Below are 19230 nucleotides of genomic sequence, written 5' to 3' on the forward strand. Positions count from 1 at the left end.
ACGCCGGCATTCTGCCCTCGGCTATCAATCGCCCAATCACTTTGAAACCCATCTTCAAACAACGTCCCAATTGTGTCCGGCTTAGCTAGACCACCTCAAGACGGCGATCTGGCCGATGGTAGGGTGGTGCTCGAAGGCGAGCAGGGACTGTAGCGCGGGCTGCTCCACGCCGCTACGATCCGTAAAATAGACTGTATTCACGGGGGTCTGGTTTACCAGGAAAGAAAGGGACGCGCGCCGGGGAGCAGCCGCAGGAAGTGCGCGCGAGAAGAGGGCCTCAGCATAGGCCGCCACAAAGGTAGCGGAATTCCAGAGTTTAGAATAAGGAGCGGATTCGTGAACGGGTCATCCGCTCATTTTGCTGGCTGGGTGTGATACCCACAGTGGTCAAACCAGTTGCGTGCGTCCTAGCTGGTGATCCAGTCCAGGGCCTCGCGCAGGACTGCTTCCAGTTCCGCCAGCGTGCGGGCGGCAGCGGTCCGCAACTTGGTTTTGAGCTTGCTCCAAAGCCTGCTCGATGGGTGAGAAATCAGGCGAGTAGGGCGGCAAAAAGACCACCTCTACCCCGCGTTTAGCGAGCCACTCGCGCAGTCCTCCGCTCAGGTGGTGGACCGGTAAGTTGTCCAGTACCAGCATATCGCCGCGTCGCAAGGTTGGCGTCAGGCAGCGGGCCACGTAAAAGGCGAAGAGGCGTTTGGTCAGCGCCCCGTCCAGCAGTTGCACGGCGCCCAGGCCGCGCACCGATAACGTGCCAATGAGCGTGCGGGCCGGGCCACGCTTCAGGGGCCGTGCGCCCCGAACCCGCCGGCCGCCTACTGCCCGGCCGTGGGTGCGGGCGTAGTCTAGGTGCAGCCCTGTCTCATCCAGGAAGTGAAAGCAGGCCACGTCCGGGCGCGTACAGACCGTTTCCACGTGCGCGCCGGGCTACCAGCACGTCTGCTCGGTCACGCTCGGCCGCGTGCGGGCTTTTTTTACGCCGCAGCCGCTGCTCGTCCAGCACCTGCTAAATGCAGGTCTGGCCCACGGGCCGCCCGCTCTGGGCTTACCAAGCCTGATTCAACTCGGCCAACGTCACATCCGGGTGCTGGCCGACATACATCACCAGCCAGGCTTGCGCCGCCGCATCCAGGTAGCGGGCACGGCCGCCCGTGGCGGGCTTGGGCGCCAGCGAGCCGGTGGCCGCCTCGCGCCTTACCAAGTCTTTGACAAATGAGTAGCTCACGCCAAAACGCTGTGCCACGGCCGCTTTGCTTGCGCCCGGCTCGCGGCAGGCCGCCGCCACGCGGCTGCGCAAATCAAGCGAATATGGTTTCATGTTCTACTCTACGCAGCAACCCATAGCTAGGACGAACTGTTCACGAATCTGCTATAGCATAATAATTATAATTAATATTGAAATTATTATTGACACAAAATGATACACAGTGTGCTTCTTCTACGCCCCGATGCCATCGTAGCTTCGCCTTACTATACGGCTCCATAGCAAGTGTCATTCCATCCAACTTTTTACTTGAAAACAGCCACTTTGCTCCTAAACCATTCCTCCTTTATGTACCTATCCAGAAGACAGAGGGAAATAGGTATACCTATTTCCCAACAAATGAGGCCAATCTTAGTAGTTGTACTTCTTTTAATCCAGGGTGCCAACTGCTTTGCTCAACAGATAAAGGGCCACGTGCTTTCACTTTCCACAAAGCAACCCATTCCATTTGCGTCCATAGCCCTGCTTAATCTCAAAGACTCCACCCTTATTGCATCAAGCTACACTGATTCGCTTGGGAGATACCAGCTAAATGGAATACATCAGGAAGCGATTATAGTGCACGCAGCATCCCTGGGGTCCAGGGACAAATTCACTATAATAAAGGTCGCAGAACTTCTCGTTACGACCCAGTTCATTGTACCGGATATATACCTGGAAACAACTAGCCACCAGTTAGCTAACGTGGCTATCACTGCTGACAAACCATTAATTATTAGAAAATCTGATCGGTTTGTTATAGACACCAACACTGGGGCTATTACCGGCAATAATGTATGGGATATTCTCAAGAATACTCCTTTGGTTACAGCCGATGAACAAGCTGGCCTCAACTTGATGGGCAGACAATCGGCCATTGTTTATGTAAATGGCAGAAAGAATAACCTCTCAGGCGATGGGCTGATTAACTACCTGAAAAGCTTGCCCGCGGCAGCTCTGGATAATATAGAGCTTATTACTAGTCCGGGCAGCAACTATGATGCATCCGGCAATGGAGGAATCATAAATTTAGTACTCAAAAAGAAAATAACCGATGGATTTCAGGGAAGGGCTACCTTCTCAGACGTTCAAGCTACTTACAATACACAACGGCTGAATGGCAACCTTAATTACAGAAAAAACCGCCTTGGATTGAATGCCAGTATTTACGGAAACAGAATAAGACAGAAATTTTCAGAAAACTCCAGCATCATTTACAAAGATGGCTTTGGAGCCTACAATGAGAATAACACTTCAAGAGTTGAACCTAAGAACTTCCACGGCTTCAATTTAAACGCCGAATACAGCATAAGTAAAAAACAAATCCTAGGAATCCTCGTCGACTTCGGCCTGAATCAGCAGGATTTGGTATTCACAACTAATAGCGTCTATAAAAATATATTTACCGGACGAGTTGATTCGTCTCTTCAATCTGTTAGTGGCAGAAAACAGCAAGGGCACTCTATCAACGTTAGCACAAATTACCACATAGAAACCAATACCCCCGGAGAGTCACTAGATATTTCAGTAGACTTTTTAGATTATCTGCAGAAATTTAATCAAGTCAATATCACCACTTTGGTTGACAAACCAGGAGTAACCAGGGACAACCATGTATCCAGCTTACCCCAAAAGATAAACAACTACACCTTGGCCCTAGACTACTCCCGTCTGATAAAAAAGACCACGAAAGTAGATCTTGGCGTGAGGGTGTATAATACTGCTACTGATAACGACCTATATTTTGGGCTTATCACGAAGGATAACACTGAAGTTAAAGATCTGAGCAGGAGTAACTACTTTAAATACGACGAATTAGTTAACGCTGGTTATGTATCGATCAGTAAGACGTTAAGCCCTAAAATAGAAACCAAAGTAGGGGTTCGGGTGGAGCGCTCTGTAATTAAAGGCAATCAGTTTACGAATACACATATATTTAATAATATATATACTAATATATTTCCTAGTTTATACCTTGGTTATTCAATAAACAAAACTGACCAGCTAGCCTATAGCTTAACCAGCAGGATCAACCGCCCAAGCTTTGGGCAAGTAAATCCTTTCAGATTTTATCAAACACCCCTAATATTTACCGAAGGCAATCCCTTGTTAAGGCCTTCGCAAGTATTTAAGAATGAAATCACCTACGTATTACGTAGTAAGTATACTTTCATTGCCAATCATAGCTATTCCACTTCAGAGTTTTCCCAGTTCCTGCTTTCGCCTCGTGAAAATCCGGGCCAGATCAACTATAAGTATATCAATTATGGCAGTGCTACACAGATGGCGCTGGCAGCAAACGTCAACATAAATCTTCTACGGAAGTTACTGGCCGTATCAGCCACTGGAGTTATTGGTAGAGTTAGCTACAATGGGAGCGTTGCCAACAATACCATTAATAACTCTTCGCTGTTTGCTCAGATAAACCTGAATAATAAAGTAACTTTATCCTCAAAAAAACAACTGTTTGGTTTTGTTGCTTGCTCATTCAATTCTAGACAAAATATTCCATTAGGGGAACGGAAAGCATACTACAATATAGATATTGGAGCAAGAAAGTCCGTTAAGTCATTTGCAATGTCACTGTATGTGACTGACGTCCTACGATCTAATATTAATAATGCCATCTTAGATTATCAGTTTACGCAGAATAAGTTCGACAATTATTACGACAACCGCTCAATTCAAGCCAGTATAAGCTATGAATTTGGGAACGATAAAGTCCAAGCAAACAAAAAGAGAAACGGATCTAATTCTGAAATTAGAAATAGAACGGGAAATAATTGAAACTGCCTGATCACCAGTTGGCGTTACCCGAAAAGCCAGAAAAGAGTAGGGGCAAAAATAATAGTTAACACGTATGAAAACTAAATCAGAACATTTGACAAAAGTAATGGCGTCTTTAGAGCCCGTTACCGAAGACCACTACGGCATGCTCATTGGCGGCTTTGCCAGCGTAACTGGCCAGGAGTTAGAGGCTCCGAGTGGGCACAATTGGGTTGGGTGCACCGAAACCACTAATAACTGCAATGGTGGCAACTGCATCTCTGGCTGCGGCGGATAAAGGTTGCTTAGCAGGTCAGAATACACTTGTATAATGGCTTGGGCTTATGAACCTACCTCGGTTTGAATAAAATAACTATACCTCTTTGGTGGTAAAGGACCAGGCAGGAAGGGGATAGGGATACAGCGTATTTCTATCCCCTTAATAACCAATCAATCTTAAAACGCACCAACATGAAGTACAGCCAATTTAATTCGATTGTTCCATACAAGGATAAATACCTACTCTTTAACTCTTTCACCAATAAATATCTGGTCATTGTTGCCTTGCTGAAGGACTTGTTGGTGGCAGCACAGCAAGAAGGCCTCAATAACCTAGAGCAGGTCCACCCTCCTTTCTACCAGGCCCTAAAGGATGGCAAATACCTCGTTCCTGTGGACGAAGATGAGGTGGAGAAGATCAGAGAAATCAGTAAAGCGGTTGACATGAACGAGTCAAATTACAAGTTGACCATCAACCCTACGATGAACTGCAACTTCAAATGCTGGTATTGCTACGAGACCCACATCAAGAACTCACGGATGAGCGAAGACATCATTCGTCGAACTAACTTGTTCATCAGCCAAACAGCACAGGCAGAATCGCTTAGGTATTTCACACTATCCTGGTTTGGAGGCGAACCCTTGTTGTACTTCGATGATATCGTACTTCCTATCATGAAGCATTTTAGTAAGACCTGTGCTGAAGCCGGTATCCACGGCAACATAGGCTTTACTACCAATGGCTATCTGATTCAGGAGCGCATGGCTGAGCAATTTGCCTTGTACAATGTCAACAATCTCCAGATCACCCTCGATGGCTGCGAGGAGGACCACGACTTGATTCGATATGTATCGAAATCAAAGGGTTCGTATAAAGAGATAATGAGCAATATCAAGCTATTGCTGCGCCATGGTATTATGGTCACAATGCGCATCAATTACACTTTGAGTAACCTCAAGAAGTGTCAGAACATCATCAATGATATAAATGATGTTTCTCCTGAGCAAAGGCAATACCTACTGGTGGACTTCCATAGAGTATGGCAGGACAAAGGCGATGACCACCTTAACATGTCGCAAACCGTTTTCAATGCCTTCCGTGAGGCAGGTTTTGCCGTAAACTCTCACTATGCACCTAATAATGTAGTTAGCTCGTGCTACGCCGACAAGAAGAATAGCGCAACGATTAATTACAACGGTGATATTTTTAAATGTACCGCCAGAGACTTCACAACCAATTCACGGGAAGGGTACATTGCCGATAGTGGCGAAATTGTTTGGGAAAATGACTCCCAAATTAGACGCTTAAATGCTAAATTCAACAACAAGCCCTGCTTAAGCTGCCGCATTATGCCTTTGTGCAACGGTGGCTGCAGCAACATGCGTTGGATCACTTGGGGAAGGATGATTACTGTGTCCACTCCTTTGATGAAAAAGAGAAAGACAAGATCATCATTAGTAAATTTGAACAGACCCTTTCTCTATGAGCTTCAAATTCTATCCCCAGCTCGAATCTGTTGATTGTGGTCCTGCCTGCTTGCAGATGGTACTGGCCCATTTAGGGCATCGATATTCTTTGAGCGAGCTGAAAAGTTTATGTAACATTACCAGACTGGGGATAACGCTGCATGACATCATTAACGGTGCTAAAAAGACTGGGCTGGATGCCTCACCAGTTAAAGCAACGGTAGAGCAGCTGGAGGGTGTGCCCTTACCAGCTGTTTTATTTTGGCGGCAGGAGCACTACGTCGTCCTTTATTCCATCACCCAGGACAAAGCAGGGCCGGTGTACAATATTGCCGATCCTGCTTACGGCAAAATCCAACTGACTCAAGAGCTCTTCCAGAAAGAATGGTGCAAGAATGAGCCAAAAGGCTTTGTCCTCATCCTTCATCCCTCCAATAAATTCGGAGAATTTCAGCCTAGCAAGGAGCACAGTGATTCTAACTATGCCGAAGTCCTCAAGTTCGGCCGGGATGCCGTAGGAAAGTTCAAGGGGAAATTTGCTATCGCATTCTTCCTGTTCATGTTAGCAATGGCCACGGGCTGGGTAATGCCTTTCCTGTTGCAGGCAATCATGGACTTGGGGGTTACGCCTAAGAAACTGGACATAGTACTCATAATACTGTTTGCCCAATTGTGCTTATTCGTAGGCAACAGCGTTTCCGACTTTTACAGTTCGAAGTTTCTGATGAACATCAGTTTTAATCTGGGCTTGAAATTCTTACATGATTTCTTATTCAAGCTAATAAAACTGCCCATTAGCTTCTTTGACATAAAATTGAACACGGATTTAATTCAAAGGGTAGAAGATCAAGACCGACTGCAGGGATTTCTTACGTACAAGCTTCTTAGCTTCTCAATTGCAGTACTTAACCTAGTGGCATTCTCTCTAATAATATTGTATTATAATGCAATATTATTTTTGATTTTTCTTGTTTTTACGGTTGTTTCTATCGGCTGGACCATGCTTTTTCTTGAAAAAAGAAAAATACTGGACTACTCAAGGTTTTCCATCCTTGCGGAAAACAAAAGCAACATATATGAGATGATTTCTGGAATGCCGGAGATTAAACTTAATAACGCCCAGTCAGCAAAATTAAACCGATGGCAGGCAACCCAGGAGAAGTTGAACGCTGTCATTTTGAATGCGCTGAACCTCAACTACTACCAGATTTTTGGGGTTACCTTTTTCAATAAGGTTAAGGACCTCCTGATCATTGCCCTGTGCGCGTATTTCGTAATCAACAACAAAATAACCATCGGGGTCATGATGAGCGTTAGCTATATTATTGGTCAGTTGGCTAGGCCTGTAGATCAGATAGTTGATTTCATCCGGAGCGCCCAGGACGCCAAGCTGTCGTTTGACAGAATGCATGAAATACAACACAAAAGCGATGAAAATATCGTTAGTCAACCACTTCCTAGTGACATGGTTAGTGGTTTTTGCATAGACTCCATGAGCTTTAAATATGAAGGAAGCTATAATAAGTTTGTACTTAACAATCTTTCAATTTGTATACCTAAAGGGAAAACAACTGCAGTTGTAGGAACTAGTGGAAGCGGCAAAACCACTCTGCTGAAAATACTCCTTGGATTTTACTACCCGCAGAAGGGCGACGTATACATCGACAATCACAAGCTTAGCGAGATCAACGTGAATGATTGGCGCGGAAGATGTGGTGTTGTAATGCAAGATGGCTATATTTTTAGCGGTACCATTTCTGAAAATATAGCTTTAGCTGATGAAGTTTGCGACCTGCTCAGGCTCAATAAAGCTATCGAGACTGCTTGCATTGGTGAGTTTATTGGCAGTCTGCCGATGGGAATCAACACCAAAATCGGCAAATCCGGAATTGATTTAAGCGGGGGCCAGAAGCAAAGAATACTAATAGCCAGGGCAGTGTACAAAAACCCTGATTTTTTATTTTTTGATGAGGCAACAAGTTCACTTGATGCCAACAACGAGAGTAAAATAATGCAAAACCTAACAGAATTCCTGCACGGCAAGACTGTTGTCATCATTGCTCATCGACTAAGCACGGTCAAGAACGCTGATCAAATCATTGTTTTAGATAAAGGGACCATAATTGAAGCTGGCCACCACGATGAGTTGATTAGCAACCGCAGCTCATACTTTGAGTTGGTCAGGAATCAGCTTGCATTGGGCAATTGATTGTAGATAGATTAACCGTACTTTTTTCGAAAACTCATGAAAAGCCTCACATTATTAGCCTTTTGCCTGCGCATTGTCAATCCTGGCCAAGGCCAGGTGACGACTACCAGCGACTTTGACTCCCGCTCACTAGGAAATTATAGCTCAGTGGAGGTCACTGATGGCATTGAGTTGCATGTCCTGCAAGGGCCCACCCGTGATGCCCGAGTACAGGCTTCTACCCTTGACTACAGGAACAAGATCAAAACTGTTGTGCAAAATAATGTTTTAAAAGTGTATTTCGATTACAGTGGGGATCGAAACTGGAAGGGCTTAGTCAATTCCAAGGAGCGCTTCAAGGTATATATTTCCCTGCCTAGCGTAAATGCCTTGACTGCTTTGAATGGGGCCAGTGTCGTCTTGGATAATGCGTTCCAGGCTAAAGATGACATTTACGTAAATCTGGCCGCAGGCGGGACGTTTACGGGTAAGGTTGAAGTACCGTCAGCAACCTTCCGTTTACGAAGTGGGGCCCAGGCTTCTATGTCCGGAAGTGCCACCAAATTCGATGTTCATGCTATTGAAGGCAGTAAGTTTAATGGCAGTGACCTGCTTACCCAGACTTGCGCTGCCTTCTCCTCCAGTTCTAGTGATATTTCCATCGACGTTCACAAAACATTGGAAGCTCGAGCTGTTAACAAAGCCTGTATACGCTTTAAAGGAAGCGCTTCGTCGATAAGCAAGAAACTCAGGGCGGCAAGGTTTTAAGAATCTGGCTATAACTCCTTTTGGCGAACTGCCAGCAGCGGTCATTTTCCAGGCACTAGCGGCCCGACAAAGGGCCGAGGAGTTTCAAGAGAGCAGTCGACGAGTCAGCGTTCACGAAATGCCTCTTTTTGACTTAGCAGAAGCGGAATAACCGCAGCAACAAAAGTGGCTTCAGGTGCTGTTTATGCACTACCAAAAAAATAGTAGGGTAGAGTAGTGATTGCTCAGATCATACCGATGATATGTATTTAGTATCGATAATAACTTCTTAATATTATTAATTTTCACGCTGGTTTAGTAAATGTCTTGCTCAACAATCTTGCAGGACAGGTGTAATTTTTTATCTAACTAATACGGCATCACGCTTGTAAATTTTGATCATCAAAATCCCGTAACAAATCCCTTGTACGGCCAATAAATAGCAACGCTTAGGTCACTATTAAAAATAATTATTCCATAATGAAAGCCTACTTATCACTGATTTTATTTCTGATGTTAGCAGTAAGTGGCCACAGTCAGCAACTGTCAGGAAACGTATATAGCATTAACAACAAAAAACCTATGCATTTCGCAGCTATTTCTCTTTTAAACCCTAAAGATTCTTCACTATTAGCCAATACTTATGCCGATTCCCTAGGAAATTATTTTTAGAAGGCAAGAGTTTAAATATCATCCCCATACATGCTGCATCACTTGGTTCTAAAGGAGTATTCCTTAAATTCAATTCTACTGATCTACTTAAATCAAGTAAGCTCGAGCTTCCAGATTTATATTTAGAAGTAACAAACCATTAATTAGCTAATGTTAATATCACTGCCACTAAGCCACTCATTCTTAGAAAAGCTGATAGATTCATCGTCGATACTAATAACGAGGCTCTATTTGGAAGCAATGCATGGGATATTTTAAAGCATACACCATTGGTAGCCGCCGACGAGCAAACTGTCTTACATTTACTAGGCAAACAGTCAGCTATAGTTTATGTGAATGGCAGGAAAAACAATATGTCTGGTGATGCTATAGTTAATTATTTAAAGGATTTGCCTGCCTCCGTTTTGGAAAATATAGAACTTATAACTAGTCCTGGGTCATACTACCCTGTGCTTTTCTCATCTCCTACTTCCCATTTTAAAAGTTGCACATGCTTATGAAAATTTCTACCCGTTCGTTAAACATTACCGGGCGAGTTGTACCATCTCGTTTCGGGCTTATTACTTTAGCGGGTGCATTAACCCTTTTTTCGGGTTCAGCAGCTGCTCAGTTTCACGTAAACAGCAAAGACAAGACTCCTTATCCAAAGGATAAGATTAGCAAAATCGCCAAGGAGGTTCGTAGCGATGGCTGGATTTTCTTTAAGGAAACACTGAAAGAGAAACCCCAAGAGCTCGCCAGCAAGTACAAAGAATCGCTTGGACTGGGGCCAGCGGACGAATTGCGTGTAACAGAGGCCTCGGCCGATGAACTGGGCATTACGCGCTACCGCTACACCCAATACCACGGCAGTTGGCCGGTTGAGGGGGCGGACTTCAGCATCTACGGAAAAGCGGAAAAGCCGCTTTTCGCCAGCGGGCGTCTGGTGCAGACGCTCCTGGCCCCGCAAGTTCCGGCCTTGACAGAGGCTAAGGCCCTCGCGACGGCTTTGTCCAGTGTTCCAGCCAAGCGGTACCAGTGGCAGGACCTGCGGCAGGAACAAGACCTGCGCACCTATAAGCGGGACTCTTCGGCCACCAATTATCCCAAAGGGAAAGTTTTATACGCCCTTACCTCTGAAGACGGTAACGCCGAGGGCGCTGTGCACCGCTTGGCTTATCGCTTTGAAATCATGCGAGTTGACCCCGTAGCCTACGAAGCGGTGTATATCGACGCGCTCACGGGGAAATTGCTGCGGATTAGCTCCCTGGTAAGCCACGGTAGTTGCCAGAACAATCAGGTCGATACCTGGTACAATGGAAACCGACACGTCGGTACTTGGTGGGACAGCAATTCAAATAACTTCAAGCTCCAAGACTTTTGCCGCGGGGGATACATTTACACTAAGTACAGCGACGGTAGTAGCGACGACCTCCCCGGCGAATTTAGCAGCGGGTATTTTATAACGGCTAGTGGTAGCGAATTCAATGCGTTGAATTCTAATTGGAACTGGGATTTCAAGGCGAAATCAGCCGCTTCGGCCCATTACGCAGTCCAAGCGGCTCATTATTTCTTTAAAACCGAATTCGGTCGCAACGGACCTTCCAACTCTAATCGCGACATCCGCGTGGTAGTGAATGAGCACCGTAATAATGCCTATTTTTATAGGCAAAATGATGTGGATTACATCATGATTGGGCGCTGGCACTACAATGGAGCCAATGGTAAAAGTTTGGCCGAGACGGACATTGTAGCGCATGAATTTACCCACGCCGTGGCGAAATCAACAGCCAACTTTAATCTAGGTACCGGAGAGTCAGCTGCATTGAACGAATCATTCGCTGATATTTTTGGCGAAATGGTTGAGCGTTACAATAATTCAAACAATCACGATTGGGTTTTAGGGGCACAAGGAGGATTCCAACGCGCCTTTTCCGCTAATATTGGTCCTTCTAACCCACAGTTCCCGCAACCAGCTCAGATATACAAAGGAACCGGGTGGAGCTTCAGCGGACAACCGCACCAGAATGGGGGCGTTCAGAACCGGTGGTTTTATTTGCTTTCGGTGGGCGCCTCGCCCAGTTCGGGCCTTTATGTGCCCGCAATCGGTGAAGAAAGGGCGGCCCGCATTGCCTACCGTAACCTTACCCGGTATTTGGGGTCGAACGCTACATATGCCAACGCGCGTAGCGGCGCTATTCAAGCAGCTACCGACCTGTATGGAGCCTGCTCGGAGGAGGTTATCGCCACTACCAACGCCTGGGCGGCCTTAGGGGTTGGCAGCAGCACATCTCCCTATTGTGCTGCTCAAATCACCGGCAACTCACTGTTTTGCGTCGAGGACGGCTCCAATGTGTACGCGGAGTACCGGCTGCAAGCTTCCCCAGGAGCAACTAAAAATTGGTCGGTCGATAATCCAGCGTTCGGCTTCTCCTCAATAGGTCAGGTCGACTTCGCTGTTTTAACCCAAGTACCTACGTATGCCGCGGCAGCTACGCTCAGCGTCTACGTTGCGTACCCCAATCCATCAGCTGATGTTTGGCGCTATTATTCCTTGAACACTCAGATATGCAACCCCCAGCCGCCCTACTGCCCACCGGGACAGCCATGTGAGGTACAAGTTCAGCAGCGGATGGCAAGTACTGAGGCAGCCGGCCAAGAAGCCACAATCTCCCCCAATCCGGCTGATGCCTACATGACCCTGGATCTAGCCGTGCCGGCCGTTGTGCCTACTACCGTAAGCGTTAAAGACATGCTGGGTCGAACCCTTTACAGCCAACAAGTTATGCTTGGGCAACGAGTAGTTGCCCTCGACGTGGCCAGGCTACCCGTTGGTACCTACGTTGTGACCATCGCAACGGCAACGACTATGAAGGCGAAACGCTTTCAAGTCAGTCATTAGCTTGTAATTGCCGTCACGCAAACTGCCCCAACAGTGTGCTAATTTGTAAAAGCCGTCGGGCGTAGTTTACCCCGCGGTTTTTACAAATTGTCATTTTCGTCGGCGAGGCAACCTTTATCTCCAAAAACCAATAAAGAACTCGGAGCTGAATCACAGACTCCAACTAAATTCTTGTTTCCATGAGATTCCTCTCTATTATAATCGTCAGTCTGTGGTGCTTGGCTGGGTGCAAAAAAAACGACGACTTTTCGGCCCGCGTGAACGCGGCGTTCAACAAGCCCGTGACGCTGCGCTACCAGCAAGGTGCGGCGCTGCCCAACCAAAGCGCGCCGGAACTGACGATTACAGTCGACGACGTTGATGACACCCGCTGCCCCACACATCTGTCTTGTGCCGTACCGGGACTTGTTCAAACGGCACTCAGCATCCGGGACCAAAACGGCGCGCTACAGCCCGTGACCCTGCGCCTAATAGGCCTCTCCAGCGAGGTGGATTCAGCGGCCGTGCAGGCCAACGGACGACGATACACAATAGTGTTCCAAGACGTTACGCCCTATCCTGGAAGGAAGGCAGTGCCCAAACAGGATAAACGGGTCGTATTGCTGGTCAAGCGCCGGTAAGGCTCCGACTTCGCGAACCGATGCGGCCGAACCACGCACAATCGTTATTAACTGTGCGCCACAATCTTCTCTGCTGGCTGCGACGGGGTCTGCTTACAGCGATGGGGATAGCACTTAGTTGGTGCACCCACGCCCAAATGCAAGCGTCGCAGTGGTATTTTGGGCGGCAGGCCGGGCTGGATTTTCGGGCCGGCGCGCCCGTGGCCCTGACCAACGGGGTTCTCGATTCGGACGAAGGTTGCAGCAGCCGGGCCGACAGCCTGGGCAACCTGCTGTTTTATACCAACGGCGTCACGGTCTGGAATCGGCAGCACCAAACGATGGCGGGCGGAGCCGGTCTGCGGGGCAACACGTCCACCTCGCAGTACTTGGTGGTGGCCCGGCCGGGTAGCCGTTTGGTCTATTATCTACTCCTGCCGGACGAGAAGGACCAAGGCGCCGGGTTTCGCTATTCCGTGGTAGATATGAGCCGGCAGGGCGGCCTGGGTGAGGTGGTTCGCCGGGACATGCTGCTGCACCCTTCCTCCACCGAGCGGGTGGCCGCGGTGCCCCACGCCAACGGCCGCGACCTCTGGGTCATCGGCCACGAGCGCGACACCGATGTGTGCTTTGCCTATCTCCTCACCGCGCAGGGGCTGGTAAGCCTGCCGGTACTCAGCCGCGACGGCTTCGTGCACCGAGCGGAGCAGGTGATTGGCCAACTCAAGGCCTCGCCCAACGGCCGACGCCTCGCCCTGGCGGCTGGCACGGTCAACCCGCAGCAAATCCAAGGCGTGTCCAGCATCGAGTTGCTGATTTTGACCCCTCCAGCGGCCGCATCACCAACCCGGTAGTGCTGCCCCCGGCGCGCATCGCCAGCTACGGCCTAGAATTTTCGCCCGACGGCACGCGCCTGTACATAAGCGACCCATTTTTCGGGGTGATTTTTCAGTACGATTTGACTGCCGCCAACGTGGCCGCCTCGGCTGTCCCCCTGCCTAATCCCGCAGGACTAGGGCAAACCGGCAGCACCCCCGGCGCCTTGCAACTCGGCCCGGACGGACGCATTTACGCGGCGCTTTCTAACACCACAGCGCAGGCCCTGGGTGTGATTACGGAGCCCAACCGGCTGGGCGTGGCATGCGCCTACGTACCCCAAGGCGTGGGGCTGAACGGCCGCCGGTCGGCGGTGGGCTTGCCCTCCTTTATGCAGCGCGACCTGTGGCATTTTACGGTGCGCGGCACCTGCCAGGGCAGTCCCGTTAGCTTCACATTTCCCACTGTTTACGGCGCCGACTCGGTGCGCTGGAATTTCGGTGACCCGGCTACCGGGGGACGTAATGCCTCAACAGCCTCGGACCCGGTCCACGTCTACGGGGCCCCGGGCCGGTACTTGGTCACGCTCACACTGTATTTGCCGGGCGCTCCGCCCGCGGTGCTGCGCCGCTACGTCGATGTACTGCCGCGCCCGGTCGTATACCTGGGGCGTGACACGGCCTTGTGCCCCGGCCAAGCCGTGGTCCTGAACGCGTCCACCCCTGCTGCCACCTACCGCTGGCAGGACGGCTCCACGGCCGCGACGCTGTGGGCCCAGCAGCCGGGCTGGTATTGGGTGGACGTGACCAGCACTGCCGGCTGCACCGCCCGCGACTCGCTGCGGTTAATAACCCTGCCGCTGCCGCCGGTATACTTGGGCCCCGACACGGTACTATGCCTGGGGCAGCAGCTGACCCTGCGGCCCCGCACGGCGGGTGCACTGGGCACCCGCTACCGATGGTCGGACGGCTCCAAGGCGGCGTCCTTAACGGTGACCGCCCCAGCGACCTACTGGCTGGAAGCGACGAGCGCCGCCGGATGCAGCCAGCGCGATTCCATCCGCGTCGTCTACCTCACGCCGCCGGCCATCCACCTGGGTGCGGATACGGCCTTGTGCCAGACCCCAGAGCGACCCTTTATGCTGGACGCTACCTTGCCGGGGGTGCGCTACCACTGGCAGGACGGTTCCACCCAGGCCACATTCGTGCCCCCGCACACGGGCACCTACTGGGTGACTGTGTCGACGCCGGTGTGCAGCGCCACCGACTCCATCCGAGTGCGGCTCTACGACTGCCGCGAACAAGTCTTCGTGCCTAACATCATCACCCCCAACGGCGACGGGCGCAACGACCGGTTCGAAATCGTCGGGCTCGGCCCCGACGCTTGGTCGCTCACTGTTTTCAACCGTTGGGGGCAGTCAGTGTACACCACCCACTACTACCGCCAGGAGTGGGACGCAGTAGGCTTGGCTAACGGCGTGTACTATTATTGGCTGCAACAGCCGGGTAGCCGTCGCCAGTTGAAAGGTTGGGTGGAAGTGATGCGATGAACGAACAGGGAGGCCTTCTTGCTACGTGGCACAGCATCTGTTCACGGAGAGCATCAAAAAGTGTGGGGCAGTCAGGTTAAATCACTTTCTGGCTTAACTTGGTAGCCCCTCTTCGTCGGTGACCGCCATGCCCCCTCCCGTTACACCGCCTTCTGCCGGCGATAACCGTCTGGCGGCGGTCTACCAACTCAAGATTCACCTGGTCGGCATCAGCCCGCAGATTTGCCGGCGCGTATTGGTGCGGGGCGATACGACGTTGGCCGAGTTGCATCACGTCTTCCAGATAGTAGGGTGTTGTTAAACAAATAGGGTAAAACCTCCGACTCGACCGGTTAAGCAGTGGCATTTCGGATCGGAAGCCGCTGAAGCTTGGCCAGGTAGTTCTTCAGGGAGAGATACTTGCCGTATTTGAGGTGCACGTCGACGATGGTAGCCAGTGGCACGCCCAGCGCGTGCAGGTGCAGGATGCGCTCGCGGTCAGCATCATACATTGACGGCTGCACCACACCCTTGGGCTTGCCCAGCACGATACCCTGCTCGCGCCGGGAGCGTAGGCCCTCTTTCGTGCGCTTAGAAACGAAGTCCCGCTCTAGCTCGGCCAGCATAGCGAAAATCGTGAGCAGAATTTTGTGGGTCATGTCGCGGTGGTTCTGCGGGTCCAAGTCCAGGCCCTGCTTGACCAAAATCAGCCGGCACCGCTTCTGGTGAATCAACTCTTCAATCAGGCCCAGCACTTCGCGCAGCGAGCGGCCCAGGCGCGAGAGCTCGGAAACGATGACGGTATCGCCGGCGGCGACCTTGGCCAGCAGTTCGGGTAGGCGGCGCTGCCCGGCGGTCCGGCGGGAGGACATCTCGACTTCAATCCACTCGTCCAGGGCCCAGCGGTGCTCGACCACGTAGCGAGCAATAAGGCTTTTCTGGCTTTCGGCCGATTGGGTGCTGGTCGAGACGCGGACGTAGCCGAAAATCATGGGCAAAACGGGCAGGTTAGCGATAAGGTAAATGCGCCCCGTAAAGGTATCGAAAATCGATACCTTTACACGTACGTTAACGCTATCATAATTGGTTAGGGATAACGGTCCGAACGTAAACGCTGCGTTTGCTGAAAGGAGCGAAAACTTGTCCACCTGCAGCTCAATGCGACTGCGTTCTTATTCATCCTCCCGCTGGAAATCCAGCACGATGTCGTTCTCTTCGTCCTTGCTGTCGGCACCGACGTTCATTCTTGTCTTGGTCAAGGTATAGACCCGCCACGCGAGTTTGATATTTGTTGGACTGGTCATCAGCAAGCTGTCTTGTTTCAGGACCACGCCGAAACGTAAGGGCTTGAGCAGCATCGCCAGGTCCAGCACCGCGGTCGAATCCCCGATTTCCAACGAAACGGGTCGTCCGTGGTCACTGGCCACCCACCGGCCCTTGAGGTTGGCCACGGTAACGGCGCGGTCCGATAAGCGCACCAGGCCGTAGAGAGCCGACAACCCCACCACGGTTACGAGGCCCAACGCGTACACGCCAAACCGCGGGGAACGGCGGGCAACCAGCCGCATGGCGGCCATCCCGGCGAACATGCCCAGCGTCCCGCCGAACACGCTGCCAAAGAAGCCCAAGGCTTCCTTACCGGCAAAAAAGCAGCACATGGCCACCATCGAAAACACCGCGTAGGCAACATAATCCTTCCTGCTCATCAGGGGCAAAGTAAGTGCACTAACAAGTTCAGGCAAACGGTCCCAATAATAGCCACTACAGCAGATTACTCAGCTTGTCAGCTATAGACCTCATTTCCACCTTTCGGAGGTTGTCCAGAATCTGATGGGCGGTGCGGGGCGGGTTTTTCAGTCGGGCGACCAGCAGCAGAAAGGCTTCCACCGCTTTTTCGGGGTTCAGGTCGATCAGATTAGCCACGAAGGCATCCGGGTGCTGGGCTTCCACGTCGTACGGGCGGAGAGCCGCGGCCGGGAAATCCTTCAAGTTAGCTGTGACAATCACGTCAGCCTGGCACCGAATGGCAGCGGCCAGCAAATGCCGGTCGTCCGCGTCGGGCAACGTGAGCCCTTCGATGAGGGGCTCAAAGTGCACCACTTCCGCGTCGGGAAAGGCTGCGCACATAGCGGCCTTGGTCTTCTCCAGTTGGTCAGCGCGCAGGTCGGGTCGGTTGAGCAGCAGGTTCCGAATCCATTCGGCGTGTATGGTCGACGTCCACTTCGGCGTGTAGAGGTGTGCCGCGGCCAAGTGCAGCAACAAGTCCCGGATCGGCGCGGGATAGAGCACACAGGCGTCCAAGACGGCAACGAACCGGGCCGAATGAATCATTCGTAGCCCAGGTTAAGCTCTTGGGCTTGTTGGGCCAGAAAGTGCAGGTGCTGGGCCTGGTGGGCCGCTTGGCGGGCTTCGTAGGCGAGCAAGTCGGCCAGTTGAATCCGGCGGTGGCTCCCCACTTTTTTAAACGGCAGGGCGCCGTGTTCCACGAGCTTGACCAGGTGCGGGCGGGAGACGTTGAGCATGTCGGCCGCTTGCTGGGTGCTGAGTTCCGAATCGGAGGGAATCAACGACAAGGCCTTGCCCTGGGCCATACTGGAGAGGATAAACTCCAGTAATTCTAACGCCTTGCGGGGGATGGCAATGGCTACCTCACTTTCCTGCAGCCGAATGGTGACTGCTTCCGAGCGCCTTTTCTTGATGGCTTGGGCAAAAGGGGCGAGCGAGGCACCCGCCACTTTTTGGTCCCGTAGGGATGGTTTCTCGAGAATAGCTTCCATAACAGGTCGATTAGCGTTCACAAAGCTAAACGAAATAAACGAAACAAAGATTTCCCAAACCGGTCAATTAGTGAATGATACATCTATGAAAAGGGCGGAAGGTAAACGAGGCCTGTTCAGGCAAAGGAGCGTCTGCACTGCCCTTAACTTGTCGTTCTTGAACACCCAGACACTCTTCAACAGACATGACAAAAGATGAGCGACAAGTCCTCGCGCAAGCGCCTATTACTTGGCGAGGCGACCTCTTAGACGATTGTTCGGCGGATTGGGCCGGCTTGTTGCTGCGGGCCGAATGGATGAACAAAAAGCGGTGGTGGTGGTGCGTCTACGACATGCAGGACGTCAACGAAGTACAGATTGACAGCTCCAACAATTATGACAAGAGCTGTATTGGGGGAGCAGCCGCCAGAACCAACGCAGAAAACGCCGCTAGGAAGTACCTAGTAGAATTAGGCTGTGTTCTGTAGTGTCCAGCAAAAGGGTCCGGCGGTGAACGTCCGTTGTTTAAAATAAGGAGCGTTATGGGAGATTCAGCCGTGACTTTGGCTTGTGCTTCTACCGTTTAAAGGATAGGTCCCACACGCTGTAAGGTGCCCCAGGTACGCGCTCTTGCGTTACACGCAATGTCAGGTGCTGGTCCGTTAAGCGGTGGATAGACACCGGGCCGGCTTCTATTCCGGGGACCGGCACGACCCACAGTGTGCTGTCTTGGCGGGTATAAGAGCGGGTAACGGTGTAGGTGCTATCGCCGGGAAAAGACCGGTCTTCGAGCACGTGGTGATAAATCAGCGCGCGGGCCGTAATGTCCAAGGAACGGTACTGGGCCTGCGGCGGTCGTTGCGTACTTGCCTCCAGCACGGTGCCGTCCGGGCGATAGTGCACTTGGTGTTGGTGTTCGAACCGCCAATGCCCCAGCAATGGGGCCTCGGGCGAGGCAGGGCCACACCCCACAAAAGTTAGCAGTAGCCAAAGCAAACCAAACTGGTACCTCATCGCCCTAAATTACGGTCACCCTAGAAAACTCCCATACCGTTCACAAAAACGGTGATTTAACCAGGCTGCCTAACGCTCATAACGCTTTATAAACGACCATTTGTAAAGCGATATGAAGGCTTTCTGAGGTGGTCGGGTAAATGTGGACAGAATAGGGTCTTATCTTTCGAATGTCATGAAGGACAGCCCCCAACCTCCTAAACGTCGGCGTTATGATGCCGCCTTCCGCGCTGAGGCGCTGCGTCTGGCGGGCGAGAGCCGCTCGACCCAGGCCGCG

The 19230-nt window shown here is 51.1% G+C and carries 16 protein-coding genes; 9 read left to right on the forward strand and 7 right to left on the reverse strand.

The window, feature by feature from the left end; all coding sequences use genetic code 11:
- Nucleotides 1-387: 387 nt before the first annotated feature.
- Nucleotides 388-912: a transposase gene (locus CDA63_RS18655; protein ID WP_126546951.1), complete on the reverse strand. Its 525-nt coding sequence runs from the start codon at nt 910-912 to the stop codon at nt 388-390.
- Between the two features lie 130 nt (nt 913-1042).
- Nucleotides 1043-1315, reverse strand: a complete 273-nt coding sequence (locus CDA63_RS18660; RefSeq protein WP_242434750.1) for a helix-turn-helix domain-containing protein — start codon at nt 1313-1315, stop codon at nt 1043-1045.
- 234 nt (nt 1316-1549) lie between these two features.
- Between CDA63_RS18660 and CDA63_RS18665 the strand changes: the two genes are divergently transcribed.
- The 9 genes from CDA63_RS18665 to CDA63_RS18705 all read left to right on the forward strand — a co-directional run bounded on the left by CDA63_RS18665 (nt 1550) and on the right by CDA63_RS18705 (nt 15505).
- Complete coding sequence (locus CDA63_RS18665) at nt 1550-4027, forward strand: outer membrane beta-barrel protein (RefSeq protein ID WP_088465975.1); 2478 nt, start codon at nt 1550-1552, stop codon at nt 4025-4027.
- A gap of 450 nt (nt 4028-4477) precedes the next feature.
- Nucleotides 4478-5806, forward strand: coding sequence for a radical SAM/SPASM domain-containing protein (locus CDA63_RS18670; RefSeq protein WP_088465976.1), 1329 nt, complete (start codon nt 4478-4480; stop codon nt 5804-5806).
- Nucleotides 5769-7961, forward strand: coding sequence for a peptidase domain-containing ABC transporter (locus tag CDA63_RS18675; RefSeq protein WP_088465977.1), 2193 nt, complete (start codon nt 5769-5771; stop codon nt 7959-7961). Before CDA63_RS18670 ends, CDA63_RS18675 begins: the two co-directional genes overlap by 38 nt.
- 36 nt (nt 7962-7997) lie before the next feature.
- Nucleotides 7998-8708, forward strand: a complete 711-nt coding sequence (locus tag CDA63_RS18680) for a GIN domain-containing protein (protein WP_088465978.1) — start codon at nt 7998-8000, stop codon at nt 8706-8708.
- Between the two features lie 1147 nt (nt 8709-9855).
- The gene (locus tag CDA63_RS18685; protein ID WP_165768390.1) at nt 9856-12240 is read left to right on the forward strand and encodes a M4 family metallopeptidase; all 2385 of its coding nucleotides are present in this window, start codon (nt 9856-9858) and stop codon (nt 12238-12240) included.
- 179 nt (nt 12241-12419) lie between these two features.
- Nucleotides 12420-12860 carry a hypothetical protein gene (locus CDA63_RS18690; protein WP_088465980.1) on the forward strand — a complete coding sequence of 147 codons (441 nt, stop codon included), beginning with the start codon at nt 12420-12422 and terminating at the stop codon, nt 12858-12860.
- 137 nt (nt 12861-12997) lie between these two features.
- Complete coding sequence (locus tag CDA63_RS18695) at nt 12998-13693, forward strand: hypothetical protein (protein WP_088465981.1); 696 nt, start codon at nt 12998-13000, stop codon at nt 13691-13693.
- Nucleotides 13693-15204 (forward strand): T9SS type B sorting domain-containing protein, encoded by a 1512-nt coding sequence (locus CDA63_RS18700; protein WP_088465982.1) that lies wholly within the window; start codon nt 13693-13695, stop codon nt 15202-15204. Before CDA63_RS18695 ends, CDA63_RS18700 begins: the two co-directional genes overlap by 1 nt.
- A 127-nt stretch (nt 15205-15331) precedes the next feature.
- Nucleotides 15332-15505, forward strand: coding sequence for an IS1096 element passenger TnpR family protein (locus tag CDA63_RS18705; protein WP_088465983.1), 174 nt, complete (start codon nt 15332-15334; stop codon nt 15503-15505).
- Between the two features lie 31 nt (nt 15506-15536).
- Here the strand turns inward: CDA63_RS18705 and CDA63_RS18710 are convergent, their stop codons facing one another.
- The 5 genes from CDA63_RS18710 to CDA63_RS18735 form a co-directional block, all read right to left on the reverse strand.
- A complete protein-coding gene (locus CDA63_RS18710; protein ID WP_088465984.1) occupies nt 15537-16175 on the reverse strand; it encodes a recombinase family protein in 639 nt (212 codons plus the stop codon).
- Nucleotides 16176-16355: 180 nt separating this feature from the next.
- Nucleotides 16356-16889, reverse strand: coding sequence for a hypothetical protein (locus CDA63_RS18715; protein ID WP_088465985.1), 534 nt, complete (start codon nt 16887-16889; stop codon nt 16356-16358).
- A 55-nt stretch (nt 16890-16944) separates the two neighbouring features.
- Entirely contained in the window at nt 16945-17514 is a 570-nt protein-coding gene (locus CDA63_RS18720) for a PIN domain-containing protein (RefSeq protein ID WP_088465986.1), read from the reverse strand.
- Nucleotides 17511-17960 carry a helix-turn-helix domain-containing protein gene (locus CDA63_RS18725; RefSeq protein WP_088465987.1) on the reverse strand — a complete coding sequence of 150 codons (450 nt, stop codon included), beginning with the start codon at nt 17958-17960 and terminating at the stop codon, nt 17511-17513. The genes CDA63_RS18720 and CDA63_RS18725 overlap by 4 nt, the downstream gene beginning before the upstream one ends.
- 555 nt (nt 17961-18515) lie before the next feature.
- Nucleotides 18516-18842, reverse strand: coding sequence for a hypothetical protein (locus tag CDA63_RS18735; protein ID WP_126546953.1), 327 nt, complete (start codon nt 18840-18842; stop codon nt 18516-18518).
- Nucleotides 18843-19230: the final 388 nt, after the last annotated feature.

Source organism: Hymenobacter amundsenii, assembly GCF_002204745.1.
Taxonomy (GTDB): Bacteria; Bacteroidota; Bacteroidia; order Cytophagales; family Hymenobacteraceae; genus Hymenobacter; species Hymenobacter amundsenii.